The sequence below is a fragment of the Halocynthiibacter sp. C4 genome (assembly GCF_028823805.1).
Classification (GTDB): domain Bacteria; phylum Pseudomonadota; class Alphaproteobacteria; order Rhodobacterales; family Rhodobacteraceae; genus Falsihalocynthiibacter; species Falsihalocynthiibacter halioticoli.
This window is the reverse complement of the sequence record NZ_JAPEIE010000007.1, coordinates 1-18,017: the sequence shown is the minus strand read 5'-3', so window position 1 is coordinate 18,017 and position 18,017 is coordinate 1. Positions and strand designations below refer to the sequence as shown.

General features: G+C 54.3%; 14 protein-coding genes. 8 read left to right on the top strand and 6 right to left on the bottom strand.

Annotated elements, in window-relative coordinates; genetic code table 11:
- Positions 1 to 9: 9 nt before the first annotated feature.
- The 7 genes from OU789_RS16660 (at position 10) to OU789_RS16630 (ending at position 7,611) form a co-directional block, all read left to right on the top strand.
- On the top strand, positions 10 to 1,272 hold the full coding sequence (locus tag OU789_RS16660) for an ABC transporter substrate-binding protein (RefSeq protein ID WP_274656909.1): 1,263 nt from the start codon (positions 10 to 12) through the stop codon (positions 1,270 to 1,272).
- A 71-nt stretch (positions 1,273 to 1,343) separates the two neighbouring features.
- On the top strand, positions 1,344 to 2,237 hold the full coding sequence (locus OU789_RS16655; RefSeq protein ID WP_274656908.1) for a carbohydrate ABC transporter permease: 894 nt from the start codon (positions 1,344 to 1,346) through the stop codon (positions 2,235 to 2,237).
- Between the two features lie 11 nt (positions 2,238 to 2,248).
- Positions 2,249 to 3,082: a carbohydrate ABC transporter permease gene (locus OU789_RS16650; protein WP_274656907.1), complete on the top strand. Its 834-nt coding sequence runs from the start codon at positions 2,249 to 2,251 to the stop codon at positions 3,080 to 3,082.
- Between the two features lie 12 nt (positions 3,083 to 3,094).
- Positions 3,095 to 4,216 carry an ABC transporter ATP-binding protein gene (locus OU789_RS16645; protein WP_274656906.1) on the top strand — a complete coding sequence of 374 codons (1,122 nt, stop codon included), beginning with the start codon at positions 3,095 to 3,097 and terminating at the stop codon, positions 4,214 to 4,216.
- A gap of 7 nt (positions 4,217 to 4,223) precedes the next feature.
- Complete coding sequence (locus OU789_RS16640) at positions 4,224 to 5,897, top strand: SMP-30/gluconolactonase/LRE family protein (RefSeq protein ID WP_274656905.1); 1,674 nt, start codon at positions 4,224 to 4,226, stop codon at positions 5,895 to 5,897.
- Positions 5,894 to 6,619 carry an SDR family NAD(P)-dependent oxidoreductase gene (locus tag OU789_RS16635; protein ID WP_274656903.1) on the top strand — a complete coding sequence of 242 codons (726 nt, stop codon included), beginning with the start codon at positions 5,894 to 5,896 and terminating at the stop codon, positions 6,617 to 6,619. Before OU789_RS16640 ends, OU789_RS16635 begins: the two co-directional genes overlap by 4 nt.
- 467 nt (positions 6,620 to 7,086) lie before the next feature.
- Complete coding sequence (locus OU789_RS16630; protein ID WP_274656901.1) at positions 7,087 to 7,611, top strand: LamG-like jellyroll fold domain-containing protein; 525 nt, start codon at positions 7,087 to 7,089, stop codon at positions 7,609 to 7,611.
- A gap of 1,361 nt (positions 7,612 to 8,972) precedes the next feature.
- Here OU789_RS16630 and atzF read toward each other — a convergent pair.
- Genes atzF through OU789_RS16605 form a run of 5 tightly spaced genes read right to left on the bottom strand, consistent with a single transcriptional unit; the run spans position 8,973 to position 15,925 of the window.
- The gene (gene atzF, locus OU789_RS16625) at positions 8,973 to 10,739 is read right to left on the bottom strand and encodes an allophanate hydrolase (RefSeq protein ID WP_274656899.1); all 1,767 of its coding nucleotides are present in this window, start codon (positions 10,737 to 10,739) and stop codon (positions 8,973 to 8,975) included.
- Between the two features lie 19 nt (positions 10,740 to 10,758).
- On the bottom strand, positions 10,759 to 12,387 hold the full coding sequence (locus OU789_RS16620) for a dipeptide ABC transporter ATP-binding protein (RefSeq protein WP_274656898.1): 1,629 nt from the start codon (positions 12,385 to 12,387) through the stop codon (positions 10,759 to 10,761).
- Between the two features lie 3 nt (positions 12,388 to 12,390).
- A complete protein-coding gene (locus tag OU789_RS16615; RefSeq protein ID WP_274656896.1) occupies positions 12,391 to 13,284 on the bottom strand; it encodes an ABC transporter permease in 894 nt (297 codons plus the stop codon).
- Positions 13,284 to 14,303 (bottom strand): ABC transporter permease, encoded by a 1,020-nt coding sequence (locus tag OU789_RS16610; protein WP_274656894.1) that lies wholly within the window; start codon positions 14,301 to 14,303, stop codon positions 13,284 to 13,286. Before OU789_RS16610 ends, OU789_RS16615 begins: the two co-directional genes overlap by 1 nt.
- Positions 14,303 to 15,925: an ABC transporter substrate-binding protein gene (locus OU789_RS16605; protein WP_274656893.1), complete on the bottom strand. Its 1,623-nt coding sequence runs from the start codon at positions 15,923 to 15,925 to the stop codon at positions 14,303 to 14,305. Before OU789_RS16605 ends, OU789_RS16610 begins: the two co-directional genes overlap by 1 nt.
- A 137-nt stretch (positions 15,926 to 16,062) precedes the next feature.
- On the opposite strand from OU789_RS16605, the gene OU789_RS16600 reads away from it, so the two are divergent.
- Positions 16,063 to 16,965: a LysR family transcriptional regulator gene (locus OU789_RS16600; protein ID WP_274656891.1), complete on the top strand. Its 903-nt coding sequence runs from the start codon at positions 16,063 to 16,065 to the stop codon at positions 16,963 to 16,965.
- A gap of 438 nt (positions 16,966 to 17,403) precedes the next feature.
- Here the strand turns inward: OU789_RS16600 and OU789_RS16595 are convergent, their stop codons facing one another.
- Positions 17,404 to 17,874, bottom strand: coding sequence for a tyrosine-type recombinase/integrase (locus tag OU789_RS16595; RefSeq protein WP_446719196.1), 471 nt, complete (start codon positions 17,872 to 17,874; stop codon positions 17,404 to 17,406).
- Positions 17,875 to 18,017: the final 143 nt, after the last annotated feature.

Here is an 18,017-nt window from a genome sequence, read left to right as displayed (position 1 = left end):
GAGGAGAACATGCTAAAACTAAAGAAAGCAGCGCTGACAAGTGCGCTGGCGCTCGGGACAGCAGTTGCCGCTACTACGGCATCCGCCGAGACCCTGAGCTTTGTTACATGGCAAAAAACCGACGCCGCCTATGGCGCATGGTGGGCAGAAGCAGTTGAGACTTTTGAAGCCCAGCATCCCGGTGTGACGATCGAGATGACACAGGTTGGCCGTAAGGAATATGCCGATACACTCTTCACCATGTTCGCGGGTGGCACCCCGCCTGACATCGTGCATCTCGCAGCATTTGAGTATCAACCGTTCGCAGAAGAGGGCTGGATTGAACCACTTGGTCCTTGGATCGAGAAGAGCGGACTTGATCTAACGGGGTGGGCAGGGCAGCCCACGTGTGAGCGCAACGGTGAAACCTACTGTTTGATGCTATTCTATGCTGGCTTTGTGATGGCTTATAACGAAGAGCTTCTAAAGGCTGCGGGTTGGGATACGCCACCAACAACTTTCGAAGAATATATCGCGGCCGCTGAAGCGATCACTGGCGATTCCGATGGTGACGGCATTGTTGATAAATACGGTGTTGGCTTGTCGATGACCGAACCAGCGACCGTTATGCACCAAATTCAGGGTTTTGCCCTTGATAGCGGTGGTGATTGGACGCGCGACGGCAAGCCGATCATTGATGATCCTGCTACGGTTGAAGGTTTTGCAAAGTGGAAATCCATCGTGCAAGCGGGCCTGACACCGCAGCAAGCTAAAGGCAACGATCTGCGCCAGCTTATGATCGAAGGCAACCTCGGTATGTATATTGACGGCCCTTGGATCTATGGCGTCCTGAACAAAGCCAGCGAGGAAATGCGCCCGAAACTCAAGATCACATATTCGCCACTCAGCCCACCACTTGGGGGAACATCGAATATCATCACGATGCCTAGCGAAATTTCTGATGAGCGCAAAGCGCTTGTTTGGGACTTCATTGAGATTATCGCATCCGAAGATTTCCAGAATAAATTTGCGGATTATTCGGGCAACCCGGCACCGCGCCCTGGCCTCGACTATGCTGATAATATTGAAGCTGATGCGACCTTCGAGACGTTTATCGAGGCCACACGCCGCGCTGCGGAAGCCAAGGTTGACCGTCTTCCAAAGGGGCTTGAGCTCTACAATAGCCAGCTTTCCAAAGTGATCTTTACCGAGACACAGCGCATGCTCGCAGAGGATCTTGATCCGGCACAAGTGGCCGCGACAATCCAAGAGAAAGTGCTGGCGTTCGACTAGTCGAGCAATAGCAAATAATTGGGTGGCGCTCGTTCTATGGCGCCACCCTTCACGTTAATCCGGAGCCTCCAATGATCGATTTCAGCTCTCCGCGTCATCGCCACAAACTCGGCTATCTATTGATCGCGCCCGCGCTGATTATGATGGCCCTCATCATCGTTTTGCCGATTATCCTGTCTGTCGACATAAGTTTTCAGGATGTCAAAATTGCGCGTGTCGGCGGCGATCGTAAGCCAACGACCGTCGAAAACTATATATGGCTGTTCAGCTCTGCTGAATTTTATAAGTCGCTTTGGGTCACGGTTAAGCTGCTTGTTGTAGTCGGCGGCGCGGCTCTGGTCATTGGTTTTGGCACCGCGCTTTTGCTGAGCCAGAGGTTCAAAGGACGGTCGATTGCCCGCCTGTTGATGATCCTCCCTTGGGCTGTTCCAGAAGTTGTTGCCGTTGTGATCTGGTCTTGGATGCTCGACAGTTCCTTCGGTGTGTTTAACTGGATGCTGCAACGCACCAATATCATCAGTGAGCCGATTGCTTTTTCCGCTGATCCGACTGCCGCTTTTTACTCTGTGTGTGCGGTAATGATCTGGAAAGGCTACCCATTCATATGCATCATGCTACTTGCTGGTCTTCAGTCTATCCCTTCGGAGCAATACCAAGCGGCAAGTGTCGATGGTGCCAATGTCTTCCGCCGCTTCTGGCACGTGACAATTCCGAATATGCTGCCAGTGCTTGGTGTGTCTTTCGTAATGACAGCACTGTGGGTGTTCCGTGACTTTGCAATCATCTTTGTTCTGACCGAAGGCGGGCCAATCGGGGCGACAAAATCCCTTGCGATCATGACTTTCGAACAGAGTTTCCAATTTTTCCGCATGGGCCGTGGTGCGGCAGTCGGGGTGGTAACACTTGTGATCTGCGCAATTCTTAGCCGGGCTCTCGTGAGCCGCTTTGCGAAATCCGTGGCTTAGGAGTTTAAGAAATGGCAAAAAGAAAAACACTCAACTCAGTTGCCCTTTACGGGACGCTCATCACTCTCGGTTGTATCTTCCTGTTCCCTGTTTACTGGATGATCCTGACGTCTCTTTCGAAGTCGACCGAGCTTCGCAGTTTCCCGCCGCGGTTCATTCCAAAAGACCCGCAGTGGGGAACGTTCTCACAACTTCTTGCCGAGCATCCTTTTGATGTCTGGTTCATGAACTCGCTTAAGATAGCGATTGCTGTTCTTATCATCTCGCTTACGGTATCGGTTTTGGCGGCCTATGCGCTTTCGCGGTTCCGTCTCAAGGGCGGGCAAGGGATGGGGCTCTTTATCCTGACAGCCAAAATGCTGCCTGGCACGCTGATCATCATTCCGTTCTTTGTGATTTTCCGTTCGATGGGGCTGATTGGCTCTCTCTGGTCGGTGATTATTGCGCAAGCAACAATGATTATCCCGTTTGCGACATGGATGCTCAAAGGCTACTTCGACACTATTCCTGTTGAACTTGAACAAGCCGCAATCGTTGATGGGTGTTCGCCAATTGGAACTATCTTTCGGATTGTTTTGCCCGTCTCGGCACCAGGACTTGCTGCGACCAGTCTTTATAGCTTTGTCCTAAGCTGGTCAGACTTTCTCTTTGCTCGGACTTTTGTAGTGACGTCAGAAAGTCTCTGGACACTCAATCTGGGCATTTCTTCTTTCAAAGGGGAATGGATAACCGACTGGAATATCGTGATGGCCGCGTCATTGATGGCGTCACTCCCGATTATCGTCGTCTTCCTTTTCCTCGAACGTTACATGGTTGGCGGGCTTGCCGCTGGCGCAGAAAAATAAGGGGCTTGTACAATGGCTACTATCGAATTCAACCAAGTGGGCAAGTCATACGGTGCCGTTGAGGCAATCAAGGACTTTAACCTTTCAATAGAAGATGGGGAGTTCTGTGTTTTTGTTGGACCTTCCGGTTGCGGGAAGTCTACGGCGCTCAAGATGCTCGCTGGCCTAGAAGAAACAACGGCTGGTGAAATTCACATCGGCGGGCGGGATGTCACAGATCTTGGGCCAGGCAAACGTGATATCGCAATGGTGTTCCAAAACTATGCGCTTTATCCACACTATAGCGTGCGCAAAAATATGGGGTTCGGTCTCAAAATGCGGGGCTATCCTGCGAATGAGATCAATCAAAAGGTAGAAGAGGCGGCAAAAATCCTTGAACTCACGCCTTACCTTGATCGTAAACCGCGTGCGCTTTCTGGTGGGCAACGGCAGCGTGTGGCGCTTGGCCGCGCAATTGTGCGCGAACCAGCAGCATTCTTGATGGACGAACCACTGTCTAACCTTGATGCGAAGTTGCGTGTGCACACGCGATCCGAAATTGTCAAACTGCAGAAGCGGCTGGGTGTGACGTCGGTCTACGTGACCCACGATCAGGTCGAGGCGCTGACGATGGCGACGAAAATCGTTGTCATGAAGCTTGGCATTATCCAGCAAGTTGGCACCGCCGAAGAATTGTTTGACAATCCGCGCAATCTCTTTGTCGCTGGTTTTATCGGATCGCCCGGAATGAACTTCTTCCGCGGGACCATTCAAAGCAGCGGAGATCGTGTGTTTACAAAATTCGGCGACGCGGAGATCGCGCTAGAGCCGAAATTCGCAAGCCGTGCTGGCTCAGAAGCAATTTTTGGTATCCGGCCGGAACACATCCGCGTGGGGGTGGGTCCGGTTCAATCTGGCCTGTCTCTGGTTGAAAGCCTTGGCACTGAGAAAATCCTGCACTTCCAGATTCCGAACGGTCAGTGGATCGATAACGCCGAAGTCGAAGTCGACGATGACGACGGGCGCGATGTTCAAGGGATGCGCGCACGCATTATTGACGATCAGAAGTATCGCGACGGTGAAGCTGTGCAAATGGATTTTCCGGCAACGAAAATTCATGTATTCGATGTTGAAACGCATAATGCAGTGAAATGAATATTGTATGAGTCAATTCGATGATGTCGCAAAACGTTTTCCGGGGGCGGGGACTCTTGTAAAGGGTATCCAAATCCTTGAGTACCTTGCCGCCAGAAAACAGCCCTGTACGTCGACAGAACTGCTTAAGCAAACCGAGTTGCCGAAAGCGACGCTCTATCGACTACTCGGTGCAATGGTTGAGTTCGGATTTGTTCGGCATGACAAACAGAACAAAGTCTATGCGCTCGGGCATCGTCTGATCGAGTTGGGCCGAGAAACCGCAGGCGCACGTGATTTGCGTAGTGCTGCCGAATACGAACTTTCGCGGCTTGCAGAAGAATTGAACGAAACCGTCAGTTTCGCTGTCATGGAGAAAGATCGTACAATCCATGTTGACGTGCGGCAGCCGGAAAACCCTTTGGCCGTCAAGATCGACATCGGGCGAAATTTTACGGCTGTCGGTTCGGCTTCGGGGCAGGCAATTCTCGCGTCATTGCCGCCACACAAAGTGAACCCGTTCCTAGCTGGAATGCCCGAAGACGAGCGTGCGAAATTGCTCGCCAGTTTCGCAATAAGTCGCGCACGCGGCTATACGATTTCAGAGAGTAAAACCATCGAAGGCGTGTTGATTATTGCGGTGCCTGTTTTCGGGCCAAGCGAGATGGGGAATGGCGCAATCGTCGTAACCGCTCTGGCCGATCGTATCCCTCTTGAGCGGCGGCATGTAATCGGCCGCGATTTAATGGAAGCCGCCCGTCGTGTGATGGGCAATATCGGGAGCGCTCCAGTGAGTATTACACCCAACCCGCGCCGCAGTAGACATGTTGATGAAGCTTTGACATGTGTTTGCCCAGTCGGCGCAATCGTAGGTGAGGGGCCGGTCTGGGATCACCGCACCAATTTGCTCTATTGGGTTGATGTGACGGCGCCCGCGTTCCATGTGTTCGATCCGGAAACAGGCAAAGACCACACGGCCAATTCACCGCACCTTGTCAGTGCGGTTCTGCCATGTGAGGGCGGAGGTATGCTTGCGATTTCGCAGAACGGTGTAGAGCGCTACAACCCGATTACCAACTCGTTGCAAGAGATATATGACCCTGAAGCCCATATGCCGAGCAACCGGTTTAACGACGCAAAAACAGATCGAAAAGGTCGCATTTGGGCAGGGACAATGAGCCTTGATGCAGCGATGCCGTCTGGATCACTCTATTGCTTTGACAATGTTTCATCCGCAAGAGCGATGGATGGAGGAATGCAGGTTTCAAACGGCATGGGGTGGAGTCCGGATGACAAGACGTTCTATTTTGTCGATAGCGCGTTGGGGACGGTTTTCGCCTATGATTTCGATCTCGAGAGCGGTGGCATAACCGGCAAACGCAATTTTCTTGTTTTTCCGCCAGACGAGGGCAAGCCAGACGGGCTTTGCGTTGATAGCGCAGGTAATATCTGGGTTGCGCTCTGGGATGGGTGGCGCGTCGCGTGTTACGACCCGAATGGGAATTTGTTGCGCGAAATTGATATGCCTGTGCCGCGCCCTACATCTGTTTGCCTCGGTGGTAAGGACCTGAAAACACTTTATATTACAAGCGCCTCAATCCGCCTTCCTGCGGATGTTCTTGAGGAAGCGCCACTTTCCGGCGGTTTGTTTAGTGTCGAAGTTGATGTCCCCGGCCAGCAAACTGTTGAGGTTAAGCTATGAATAACATTTCTTATGATTTCAGCGGTCAACGTGTTCTTGTCACCGGGGGCGGCCGCGGTATTGGGCTTGCTATTGCTCAGGGTTTTGCCAAAGCCGGCGCTGAAGTCTTTGCACTGGACCTCAGCTTTATAAGCGAAGCTGATCAAGGTGTCCGCCAGTTTGTATGCGATGTAACTGATACCCAAAAGGTCCGAGACCTTGTGAGTGGTTTGATAAGAGAACACGGGCCAATCACAACGCTGATCAATAATGCCGGCTCTGACCAACGCATTGCCTTTGGCGATATGACCGAAGAGGACTGGCGTTGGATGTTGGACGTCAACATCTCGCATTTTCCAGTGTTCGGGCAAACTGTTCGTCCTGCGATGATCGAAGCGGGTGGCGGGGCTATCATTAATCTTTCCTCCAGTGCGTGGATGAAAATGGCAGGAAATCTGACGGCTTATCACTCTGCCAAAGCAGGGATCATGGGGTTAACGCGCGGCATGGCGCGCGACCTTGGCCAAGAAGGTATTCGCGTAAATGCGATTGCACCCGGACGGGTGGTAACAGAACGCACAAATGTCGATGACCCAGACTGGGTTGCCGAGACGAAAACACTGCAGTGTATTCCCGAGTTGGCCCTAGCCGATGATATTGCACAAGCAGCTATGTGGCTGGCATCAGAGGGATCACGGATGGTCACCGGTCAAACGCTCGTTGTGGATGGTGGCGTCGTTTAGGTTCCATGGGGAACGCTGCGGTTATTCGGAAGACGCTCCTTGGATTGATTATACCGTTTCTCTGAAAACCTCGACGCAAGGTTTTGCGACGAGTTGCTCGATGGCGAAGTCCTCTGCAGCTTGCGGCAGACACAAAACCAAATCGAACAATGTAGGAAACAATACTGTTCAAAAAAGGCCACATTGTGCCTTTGGCAACAGCCCGCTAACTCAGGGAGCCTTCATCCGGACGGAACTTAGAGCATTATGCGCTAACACTTAAATTTGACTACCAGATGGGGCACGCCACGAACAGATTTCCGCGTCTTGCGCTTGATAACTCTGACCAGTTTGTCTGCGGCGTCCGTTGATGTTCCGGATTTCTTGTTTATCTTCGCTCCATAATGGCTTCGATGAACCGGAAGTCCTCCTCACTCAAATCAACAATTCTGTCCCAAGGGTCCTGACGTTAGACAGGTAAAGCGCTGATGGGAAAGCCTAATCTTGCCGCAGGCCGTTCTGAGTTCGTGTACTCCCAGCCAATTGTGGGACTCCCTGAAGCCTCTGCGCGTGACCTAAAAAACAAGTCGTTCTCGATCACGGCGAAGGTCACGATCGATGACAATGCACACGGCATGATCTTCACTCAAGGCGGAAATACGGACGGTTGGGGCTTTTATCTGCTCGATGGCAAGCTAGCAGCGACCCAAAATTATCTGGACATCCTTCGGTATACGGCGACAAGCGATGACGCTATCGCGGCAGGAGAGCATGAACTAAAGATGGAGTTAGCCTATGACGGAGGCGAAGGCGAGATCGGAAAGAGCGGCACTATCACGTTGTACGTGGATGGTCAGCAAGTCGGAACTGGCACCGTGGATCAAACGGTACCGATGAAGTTCTCGCTGTCTGAGAACCAGGACATCGGTGCGCCCATAACCTACGACTACAGTGAACCGTTTGACTTCGAAGGTAATCTTGGCGAAGTGTTCGTCTCTTTGGCTGGCTCGTGACGCAATCGTGTGACATTCAATTACGACTTGAGCAGGCCGGCGCATTGCCGGCCTGGTTCGCTTACGGGGCAAGAAAAAGGAAACTGTGACAGCCATTAACCGAGAGGCGAACCTGACGTAGACTTTTGTCTTACTTGGCCCGAAACCGCTCAACACTGGTGAGCCTAGTTCCCTTATTGGTGTTCATTTTGTTTGGTTTCGATCCAATACGAGCAGCGGAATCGAAAATCAACGTTGCACCTAAGATGAACGGCCATTCGCGTATGGCTCCTTCAGTAACATAGTTGCAATATTGCAAATCATCTCTGCGCCCTTCCTTCGATGTAATTTCGCTCGTGCGGGCAAACTAAACAGGTGCGGCGAACTGCAAGAAAAGTCCCACGAAGCAAACCTTGTTTTGCTAAATTGCTGCAGGCCTAGACTAATGTCTGCTTTGTGGAAGCAGACAGCAGCATTGCGAGGTGAGACGAATGCCGGCTTCGGGCCGATGAAGGTCGTGCATGACTAGGACAGCGCGGATCGCTGCGACGCGGAGGTCGGCGGCTTTGAGCTCAAAGGAACTGATACTGCGTGAGACACGAAGGGCCTCTTCTAAAAATCCAGCCAATTCACGCCGGACTGACCGGTCCTAAAGGATACAAATCCGACCGCAACTACGGCGATGACGGTGTATGGCAAAAGGCTACAACTGAAGCACGAATTTGGATCCCGGAACCCTGCAAATATGGCCAGGTTTGCTGCCAAGTTTACGGTGAGATGGATCAGGATCGAAACGGGCAAATCGAATAGCCTGAAGGCGTGGGATGAATTTTTTATCTTATCACGTTTTTTACTTTGAGGCTGTAGTCATGCTTTCCTCCCATTTCGCCAAATGAGCAGAGAGGTTTCATACCCGACAGGACAGTTCTGTTCGACAACGGTGGTTGCGCCCTCCCGCAACCAAACAAAACACTATAATCACAATAACTTACGAACCCCGCTCACGGGGCCGTTCGCGTTGTTGTTTACACTTGGTGCTACGCAAGAGAGAAAAGTATAACCTAGTAAAGACAGGTAAAACGGCCCATTCCCGACCTTCGTACTCTTTGCCTCGAATGTCGGCTTGAGCCCAAAGCGGTCATTGCATTCTCTCGCTGCGCGCGCTCGCAGCACCAAAATTGCTGCATTTGCTCGGTTCATGGCACGGCAATGTGGCGGGAAATACGGTCATTGTTAAGGCGTAGGACAAAAACCATCTATGCGCTGCGAGTACGCATATACTCGGATAACCTATAACGTCGCAAAAGGTTCCAAACGGCAAAAAGGCATGCAGATTAAACGGACTGCTGGTCTTAATTCCGCACGGTGGATGTGCGCGAGCATTAATCCACTGTTTGATGTTCGAGCTTCTGATACTTTCGCCAGCTACCGATATGAGTGATGTCGTCCGCACCTTGAACACCGGTGGTCTCTACAAGGAAGCCATGCGCTTTTGAGCCATTTTCAAGCTCCACCGTTCCTATCGAAAGCGGTGCGGGGATTCCCTCAAGAAATGAACCCACAGCTGATTTCGGTAGCGCCCATACTTCAAGGTCGATCTTCGCTCCCTTTTCGATCCGAAGAAGTCCTGGTCTTTGCGGTGGTCCCCCAGCCAAAGCATAGAGGCGGTAGCGCGGCGCAGTACGTGTCGCCTCAAGCAACCGACCCCCACGAGACGTCAGCTCATGGTTAAGGGCCATTCCGGACATGTGTGCGCCGCAGACTGCGAGAGCGATTTCGGTGTCAGTCGCGCTATTTGGCGCCGCAGCAATGGTTTCACCAGCGAAGTTTGCGGCGATGCTAGCCACCAGCGCGTCTTGACCACTGTGCGCTAGCAACGTGATCGAGCCGGGGCGTCCGTCGCTGCGGCGCATTGACGGAACGGCGATACCGCACATGTCCAGCAAGTTCACGAAATTCGTGTAAGTGCCAAGGTTCGAGTTTGGGGTTACTGGATCGGCTTCAAGATCGGCGACCGAATAGAAGGTCGGGATTGTCGGAACACAGAGCAGATCCACCTGACCCATCAGGTCCTGCGCGGCGCTTTCGAGCTGTTTGAGGCGGTAGATGCCTCGGAACGCATCCGCGGCAGAAAGCTTTTCGGCAGCTCCGATGATTTTCGCTGTGGTCGGGTGCAATGTATCGGGTTCGTCCCGCATCAGATCTTCGACAACTGCGTAGCGCTCTGCCACCCAAGCCCCCTCATACAGCATCTCTGCCACAGCATAGAAAGGAGAGAAATCGAGCTCTACAATCGTGGCGCCATGGGATTTTAGCGTGTCGAGACTGCCTGCAAAGCTTGCGGCTTGCACCTCATCGCCAAAGAAGATGCGGGATCTGACGTCTGGGACGCCGATTTTAAAATCTGCGGGGACGGCATCCAGCGACCCGGCTGCGATCTTCTTGGAATAGGCATCCTCATGATCTTCAGCGCAGGCAACCTGAAAGGCCGCAAAGGCGTCGGACACGTTGGCTGCAAAGATCGAAATGGTATCCAGCGTGCGGCAAGCGGGAACAACGCCCGTCGCGGATAGTGCCCCCAGTGAGGGTTTCAAGCCAACGATATTGTTAAGAGCTGCGGGCACGCGACCTGAGCCTGCCGTATCCGTACCAAGCGAAAACGTAACAAAGCCATGGCCGACAGCTACGCCCGAACCACTTGACGATCCGCCAGGCACGATTTCGGGATCAACGGCGTTTTTCGGCACGCCGTAGGGCGAGCGCACGCCTACCAGCCCGGTTGCGAATTGGTCCAGATTGGTCTTGCCGATGACCAAAGCGCCTGCTGCGCGTAGCTTCGCCACAACAAACGCGTCCTTTTCGGGCGTGTAGGCATAGGCCGGGCAGGCGGCGGTTGTGGGAATGCCAGCCACGTCGATATTGTCCTTGGCGACGAAGGGTACGCCCCACAGCGGTTGAGCATCAGACCGTGCGGGCAACGCCTCGGCCTCGGCGATCACGTCATCCATTGGCCGTAGGTGAATGAATATCGCCGGGTCGGCGACGGCGTCGATGCGCCGGTAGACTTCTCGCACAATGTCTGCGGGGGTTGCGCCGGAGTCGTAGGCATTGCGTACAACGTCGAGTGTCAGTGCCTTATCTTTTGTCATGGTCTTGGTCTTTCCAGTTTCAAGCGGCAACAGGTTCGGGGGGCTGCGGGGCCGCCTCAATCAATGCGCGGGTATAAGGGTGGCTGGGATTGTCCATCACGGTAGCGGTGGGGCCGCTATCCACGATTTCGCCCTGTTTCATCACGAGGACTTCATCGCAGAGCAGCCGAACAACGTTAAGGTCATGGCTGACGAACAAGTACGACATGCCCATCTGCGCACGCAGGTCCACAAGCAGGTTGAGCACAAGCGCTTGGATGGACACGTCCAGCGCCGCTGTGGGTTCGTCGAGGATCAAGAGTTTCGGCTCCAAAGCAATAGCACGGGCGATGCCGACACGCGCTTTCTGACCTCCGGATAATTGATGCGGAAACCGGCTGAGAAGCGTTTGCGGCAAGCCAACAAGGTCGGCCAGTTCCGAGACGCGGGCTTGCAACTTTGCCCCCCGCATCCGGTCGATACGGGCAAGGGGCTCCGCAATCGCCGATGCTGCTGTGCCGCGTGGGTTTAGACTGTCGGTGGCGTCCTGGAACACCATCTGAATGTCCCGGCGGGCGGCGTGACGCATGAACTGTCCCGAGGGCGTTGACGTGATGTCGTGTCCATCAAATAAAATGTGGCCCGACGTTGGGTCTTGCAGTCGAACGACCATCTCGGACGTGGTGGATTTGCCACTGCCGCTTTCACCGACAAGACCGAGTGATTGTCCGGCATTGATGTCAAACGAAATGCCTTTAACGGCTTGCACAGGGCCCGCCTTGCCTGGATAGGTCTTCACCAGACCGCGCACTTCCAACAAGGGGCGCGTGTGTACAGTGTGGACTGGTTCCGGACTTCGCACCTCCGGCGGCAGAAGGTTGCGGATCGATGCACCAAGCCGGGGTGTCGCATCCACCAGTTTGCGTGTGTAGGGATGTTTAGGATCGGTGAAGAGCTTGGATGGTTCGCCCTCCTCGACGATCAGCCCATCTTTCATGACCACGATCCGGTCGCAGTATTGCGAGGCCAGCCCGAGATCATGGGTGATCAGAATCATTCCCATGCCACGCTCTTGTGCGAGCTCGCCGACAAGGTCCATCACCGCTTTCTGGGTGGTGATGTCGAGGCCTGTCGTTGGCTCATCTGCAATCAAAAGCTGTGGTTTGCACGCCAGCGCGATGGCAATGACGATCCTCTGGCACATCCCGCCCGACAGCTCGAACGGATAGGCCTCGTAGCGTGCGGCGGCGTCGTTGATCTTGACCGCCTCAAGTGCGACAATCGCCTTTGCCTTAGCATCCTGCCGGGTGGCTTGAGCATGGCGGATTAGAATATCTTCGACCTGATGGCCAACCCGCCGGATCGGGTTCAGCGCGGCGCGCGGGTTTTGGAAAATCATCGAGATTTCCCGCCCTCGGATGTCGCGCATGTCCTTCTCAGGCGCCGCGCGTAGATCAATCCCGCCGTAGATCACATCGCCTTTTCGGATATCTCCACCTTCGTCAAGAATGCGCATGAGCGCATAGGATGTGACGGACTTGCCGGAGCCGCTTTCGCCCACGATCCCGAGGGTTTCACTTTTGCCAACGTCCAGTGAAATGCCGCGCACGGCATTCACCTCGCCCTTGCGGGTCTTGAATGAGACAGTGAGATCTTTGATGGAAAGCATTGCTCAGGTCCTTTTCCGAGGGTCAACGATGTCACGCAGACCGTCGCCAAGCAGGTTGAAGGTAAAGACCGCCAGCATCAGCCACAGGCCGGGGAAGACCGCGAGCCACCACTCGCCAGAGACTATGAAATTCGCACCTTCCGCCACCATGATCCCCCATTCCGGGGTCGGCGGACGCACTCCCAGACCGATGAAGCTCAGGCCAGCCGCATTCAGGATCGCCCAGCCCAGATTGAGCGAGACCTGCACCATCATGGGCGGAAGCGCGTTGGGGAAGATGTGAACTGCCAAGACGCGCAGATCGCTGTTGCCGGCCAGTTTGGCCGCTTGGGCAAATCCGGCATTGCGGCGGATGTTGACCTCCGCCCGCACGAGGCGCGCATAGAAGGGAATGTTGATTATGGCGGTGGCGTAGATGATGTTTGCGACGGTGTTGCCGAGGGCGGCCACAACGCCCATGGCAAGAACAAACAGCGGAAAGGCCATGATCGTGTCGAGGAACCGGTTAAGCACCGCATCAAGCCAGCCGCCCCAGTATCCTGCGATGGACCCGAGGATCGAGCCGATCAAGAAACTAAGAGCGACGGCTGCGACGGATATGGTGAGATCGAGACGGGTTGCAACGATGACCCGGCTGAGCACGTCGCGGCCAAGATTATCGGTGCCAAACCAGTGATCCCAGCTGGGTGGCTCAAGCGCGCGTGCCGCGTTGGTTTCCAGCGGGTCATAGGACACTAGAGCTGGGCCGAAGAAAGCGCAAACCAGAAAGAAAGCCAGCATCGCAAAGGCGAGCATTGTGACCGGGTTGTCTTTGAGCACGTAGACGAAGTGCCCAAGCGTCGTGTCGCCTTTTTGCGCGGCGGTGCGGGGAGGTTGAGAAGCTGTCATATCGGCCATCACTTCAATCCGATACGTGGGTCGATCAGCGCGTAAGCGATGTCGATGATGAGGTTCAGCACGACAAACAGGAGTGCCATGGCGAGGACGAAGCCTTGGACCGCGGCATAGTCAGACACCACAAGCGCCTCCACGGCATAGGAGCCGATCCCCGGCCACGCGAAGACTTTCTCAACGAGCACGTTTGCGCCGAGTGTGAAGGAGAAAACCATGCCGAGCGTGGTCACAACTGGCAAAAGCGCGTTGCGAAAGGCGTAGCCGTAAAGAACTTTGCGGCTCCCAAGACCTGCAGCGCGTGCGGTCCTTATGAAGTCCGATGAGAGGGCCGACAGCATGGCAGCACGGGTCATCCGGGCGATTGGAGCAAGGGTGAAGAGCGCGAGAGTCGTGGCGGGTAGGATCAGTTGCTTTAACGCTCCGAACCATGTTTCCAAGTCCCCAGAAAGTAATGCATCAATAAGGTAAAACCCGGTGACATGCGGTGGCGAGAGATAGATGAAATCGAGTCGCCCAAGTGGGGATGGTGCAAGTCCGGCCAGATAGTAGAAAACATAGATCAGAATGATCCCGGTAAAGAAGGTTGGCATCGAAACGCCTGCGGTCACGAGAACGCGGCATAGATGATCCACCCAGGTTCCTGGTCGCGTTGCGGCGAGAACGCCCAAGGGAATGGCGATCGCGCAGGACAACAAAAGTGCGACGAGTGTCAATTCAAGTGATGCAGGCAAACGCGCTGCCAAGTCGGACATGACGGTCTGACCGGTTGTGAGTGAGGTTCCCAAGTCGCCGCGCGCCAGATCTCCAACGTAGTAGAAGAATTGCTGGAAGAGAGGCTTGTCGAGGCCAAGCGCTTCGCGGATCTCGGCAATAGATGCTTCATCCGCTGCCGGGCCAGCGAAGTAGGCCGCAGGGTCTCCGGGCAAGGCGCGGGTAAGCAGGAACGAGATCACCACGACGCCCATCACCACAGGGATTGCCTGGGCCACACGACCCAGGATCATTTTCGAACGGGTGCTCATCAGGTCGATGCCGTAGTAAGCGGACGCACGTCGAGCTGCCGGTGGAACCAGAACTCGTACCCGGTCGCACCATTCATGGCGACGTTGAGCGCGGGTTGCCAAAGCGGAATGCGTGGTAGGTCCTCAAAGGCAATCTCGAACATCCGCTTGATGTTGGGCGCGTAGGCCGGATCATCCATCGGAATGTGAAGCGTTGTGTCGATTAGCTGTTCGATTTCTTCGTTGAGATAGTTCGAAGAGTTGAACAGGTGACCGTGCTTGTATGCCCAGAAGAAGTAGTAGTCCGGCGTGTTAAGCCAGCCGCCAAAGTTCTCAAGATGCAGCGGTAGGCGTTTTTCAACGAGCGCGGCAGAACGCCAGTTGGCCCCAGGGATCTTCTCGATTTCGGTCTTGATCCCTATCTCGGCAAAGGCTTCCTGTATCAAGAGCGCGGTTGGCTCCATCCAGTCTGCCAACCCGAGGCTGATCGAGAGCGGCACTTCAAAGCCGGATGCGAACTCAGACGCAGCCATGTGCTCTTTGGCTTTGGCCATATCGGTCAAGAAGGGCGATTTACGCGGCCATGCGATATCATTGATTTCAGCCTCTCCACCCCACATCGGCACGCCACGACCATAGGCTGCCGCCTGGAAAACTGCCTCATACGGGATGGCATAAGCCAACGCCTTGCGGACATTTGCGTCCTGGAACGGCTCGAAGTTGAAGTTCGGGCAAAGGCAGTGGATGCAGTTCTCAATCGGCGTGGAATAGACATCTACTCCGTCCATTGCGTCCAGTTCCGACGCATCTTTGTTGGGGATGTTGAATGACATCTGCACGTCGCCGCGTTCAACAAGCGCGCGTCGTGTTGCTGGGCTAGGCACCTCGCGAACGATCACTTGCTCGAAGCTTGGAAGAGGACCGCCGACCCACGCGTCATTGCGTTCATAGACCAACTGTTGACCTTGATCCCAGCGAACAACCTTGAAAGCGCCAGACCCTGCAGGCGTCGTATGCAGGTATTCCATTGCCCAAGGGTCGTCATCGGTCGCATTCGCCTTGGCGACTTCCGAGTTGATGATAAACGGCACCGGGACCGCCAGATCAGGCAACGTCAGCTTGGAAGGTTTGTCGAGAGTGATTACGAAAGTCTCCTCATCCACGGCCGCGAATTGATCTGGTCGCTCAAGCCCACCAGCCTTCATCTGAACAGTTGGAAAACCACCGGAGGACACGGCGCGGTCGAACGACCATTTCACGTCTGCGGCTGTCACCTTGCGCCCATCCCAGAACGTAGCATCCGACTTAATCTTGAAGGTCATGGTCAGGCCATCATCGGAGATGGTCCAGCTCTCGGCCAGTTCTGGCTTGATCACCGAGTAATCATACGAGAGCCCGCCTCCGGGCGCATCTTTCGTGCCAAAGCTGACGAGGCGGTCATAACAGTTCACGGCAACCTGGTAAGAAGCCCGGTTCGTCCCGGTGCGATGCAGGTCAAGGCTGTTGATCGTCTGACCGGACACGACAACGATACGGCCTTTTGATTGTGCGTGTGCTGGCATAGCCTTGAGGAACGGCAGCATGGCCGCACCGACCGTACCGCCGGTCAGTTTCAGGAAATTTCGGCGGGAAGTGTCTGTCATGGCATGTCCTTTTTTCGGAGGAAAACTTTTCCAAATCCTGCCACTACAAAGTGATGCAAACAAATGTTAATAAGTCAGCGTAGTGCTGCATTTTTTGCAGCAGTCAAATTAATCCTTTGTAGAGCAACCAAAATGCCATGCGACATCTCCTAATCTACGACATGATCGAAGCGGTTCACCGGTCCGGTTCGATCCGCAAAGCAGCTGAAGATACCAACATCACGGCATCTGCACTCAACCGACGCATTCAGGCATTCGAAGAAGAGTTCGGCTCTGAGATTTTCGAGCGCCTCCCGCGCGGGATGCGCCTCAATCCGGCAGGAGAGCTTTTGCTCCATCATATACGTCTCCAGCGTCAGGATATGGCGCGGGTCCACGGGCAGGTAGCAGATCTTTCAGGTATTCGGCGCGGGCAGGTCAAAATTGCCTGCTCCCAAGCATTGTTGCCCTATTTCCTGCCGCGCGAGATTTCCAAGTATCGCGCCGAGTTTCCCGACGTGACGTTCACGGTGAACGTGCGTGACCGCATTCAGGCTGAGCGCGATCTGGTCAGTTTCGAGAGCGATCTGGCTTTGGTTTTCGAACCCGCTCACTTGGTGGATTTTGAGGTTTTGCATGCTGTCCATCAGCCCGTGATGGCGGTGATGTCGGCGGCGCATCCTTTGGCAGACAGGGATAGTCTTCGACTTCGTGACTGCCTGGAGTACGATCTCGTGCTCCCTGCATCCCAATTTGGGGTGCGCGTCTTGCTGGATCAGTCGGCGGCACGGCTGGGAAGAAAGCTTGAACCCGTGCTCGAGACCGACAGCTTCGATATGGTTCGACATTTTGCCTCATATGGGCAAGGGATCGGTTTCCAGATTCCGGTTGGTCTAGACGCTTTGGCTCGCCCCGACATGGCATTTGTCCCCATCTGTGAAAGAGACGTTTCGGGCGGAGAGCTGTATCTCGGCCATCTTCGCGGCCGGACATTGCCTGTAGCGGCTCTGAAATTCGCCACTCAAGTCTGCACAGCCTTATCGCAGCAAGTATCTATGTAAGCCAAATCCATTTCTGTAAGCGAACGTCGATCATTAACCTAATCATTATGAATACAAACAGCGTAAGCGACTGCTGAAAACTACCTAAAGTAGCCACCCGACTTAACAAAGCAAAAGCTGACGACAGCTCCGTCCTAGATTGACGAACTGGTGGTGAAAAGGCGGTATGAATTGTCGGACCAGTTTTGAATGACCGCTCTCGCTACAGAGACCGCAAGCCATAGATGATCTTGCTGCAAGAGCAAATGAATGCTGCTTCAGCAATTAAGTCACAGTAACAATTACAATAGTTTAGCCAACTCACAAAGTGCTAGACCGATTTTTCTGCGCTGAGCACGAAGGGCCGCTTTCGGGTTCCCATTTACAATGGTTGAAAGTCCGCTCTGGGCCGCCCTCGAAGACGGCCCTTTGCCTTCAGATTTCTACCGCCTCAGCGATCTACAACGCGTCTTCCAGTTCGACACCGAGGTAACGGACTGTGCTGTCCATCTTGGTGTGTCCAAGCAGGAGCTGAACAGCACGCAGGTTGCCGGTCTTCCGGTAGATCTGCGCAACCTTCGTCCGCCGCATTGAATGTGTCCCATACGCGCTCGGTTCCAGACCGATTGATTTCACCCAGTCTCGCACCAAACGCACATATTGCCGCGTCGAAATGTGAAGCCGTTCGTGGAAGCGCCCTGGCCAAAGGAATTCGGAGCCGACCATTAGTGGTTCCTCCATCCATCTTAAAAGCGATTGCCGCGCACCCTTGGTAATCTCGAAGCGGACAGGTTTCTGTGTCTTGCTTTGACAAAATCGGACGTTTCTGTACGACAATGCGACCTTTGTTTCAGGCAGGGCGGCATGCGCGAATGGCAGGTAAGTTTGGTGTTTGCATGGTGGATCTTCCGACCCGCCACTCCCTCCCACAGCGACAACCCGACGTTGACTTGGCCACCATATCACGGGATGCTGCGCCGCCTCCTAGGTCCGCATTGAGCCCATACCGGACATCTTTTACGCTTTAGTGTTGGCGGCCGGTGTACGTGAAATTAATCGTCTACCGAACGAAG

Excerpts from the sequence above, each read along its gene's own strand:
- OU789_RS16660 (WP_274656909.1), top strand. The coding sequence starts at position 10 with ATGCTAAAACTAAAGAAAGCAGCGCTGACAAGTGCGCTGGCGCTCGGG.
- OU789_RS16655 (WP_274656908.1), top strand. The coding sequence starts at position 1,344 with ATGATCGATTTCAGCTCTCCGCGTCATCGCCACAAACTCGGCTATCTA.
- OU789_RS16650 (WP_274656907.1), top strand. The coding sequence starts at position 2,249 with ATGGCAAAAAGAAAAACACTCAACTCAGTTGCCCTTTACGGGACGCTC.
- OU789_RS16645 (WP_274656906.1), top strand. The coding sequence starts at position 3,095 with ATGGCTACTATCGAATTCAACCAAGTGGGCAAGTCATACGGTGCCGTT.
- OU789_RS16640 (WP_274656905.1), top strand. The coding sequence starts at position 4,224 with ATGAGTCAATTCGATGATGTCGCAAAACGTTTTCCGGGGGCGGGGACT.
- OU789_RS16635 (WP_274656903.1), top strand. The coding sequence starts at position 5,894 with ATGAATAACATTTCTTATGATTTCAGCGGTCAACGTGTTCTTGTCACC.
- OU789_RS16630 (WP_274656901.1), top strand. The coding sequence starts at position 7,087 with ATGGGAAAGCCTAATCTTGCCGCAGGCCGTTCTGAGTTCGTGTACTCC.
- atzF (WP_274656899.1), bottom strand. The coding sequence starts at position 10,739 with ATGACAAAAGATAAGGCACTGACACTCGACGTTGTACGCAATGCCTAC.
- OU789_RS16620 (WP_274656898.1), bottom strand. The coding sequence starts at position 12,387 with ATGCTTTCCATCAAAGATCTCACTGTCTCATTCAAGACCCGCAAGGGC.
- OU789_RS16615 (WP_274656896.1), bottom strand. The coding sequence starts at position 13,284 with ATGGCCGATATGACAGCTTCTCAACCTCCCCGCACCGCCGCGCAAAAA.
- OU789_RS16610 (WP_274656894.1), bottom strand. The coding sequence starts at position 14,303 with ATGAGCACCCGTTCGAAAATGATCCTGGGTCGTGTGGCCCAGGCAATC.
- OU789_RS16605 (WP_274656893.1), bottom strand. The coding sequence starts at position 15,925 with ATGACAGACACTTCCCGCCGAAATTTCCTGAAACTGACCGGCGGTACG.
- OU789_RS16600 (WP_274656891.1), top strand. The coding sequence starts at position 16,063 with ATGCGACATCTCCTAATCTACGACATGATCGAAGCGGTTCACCGGTCC.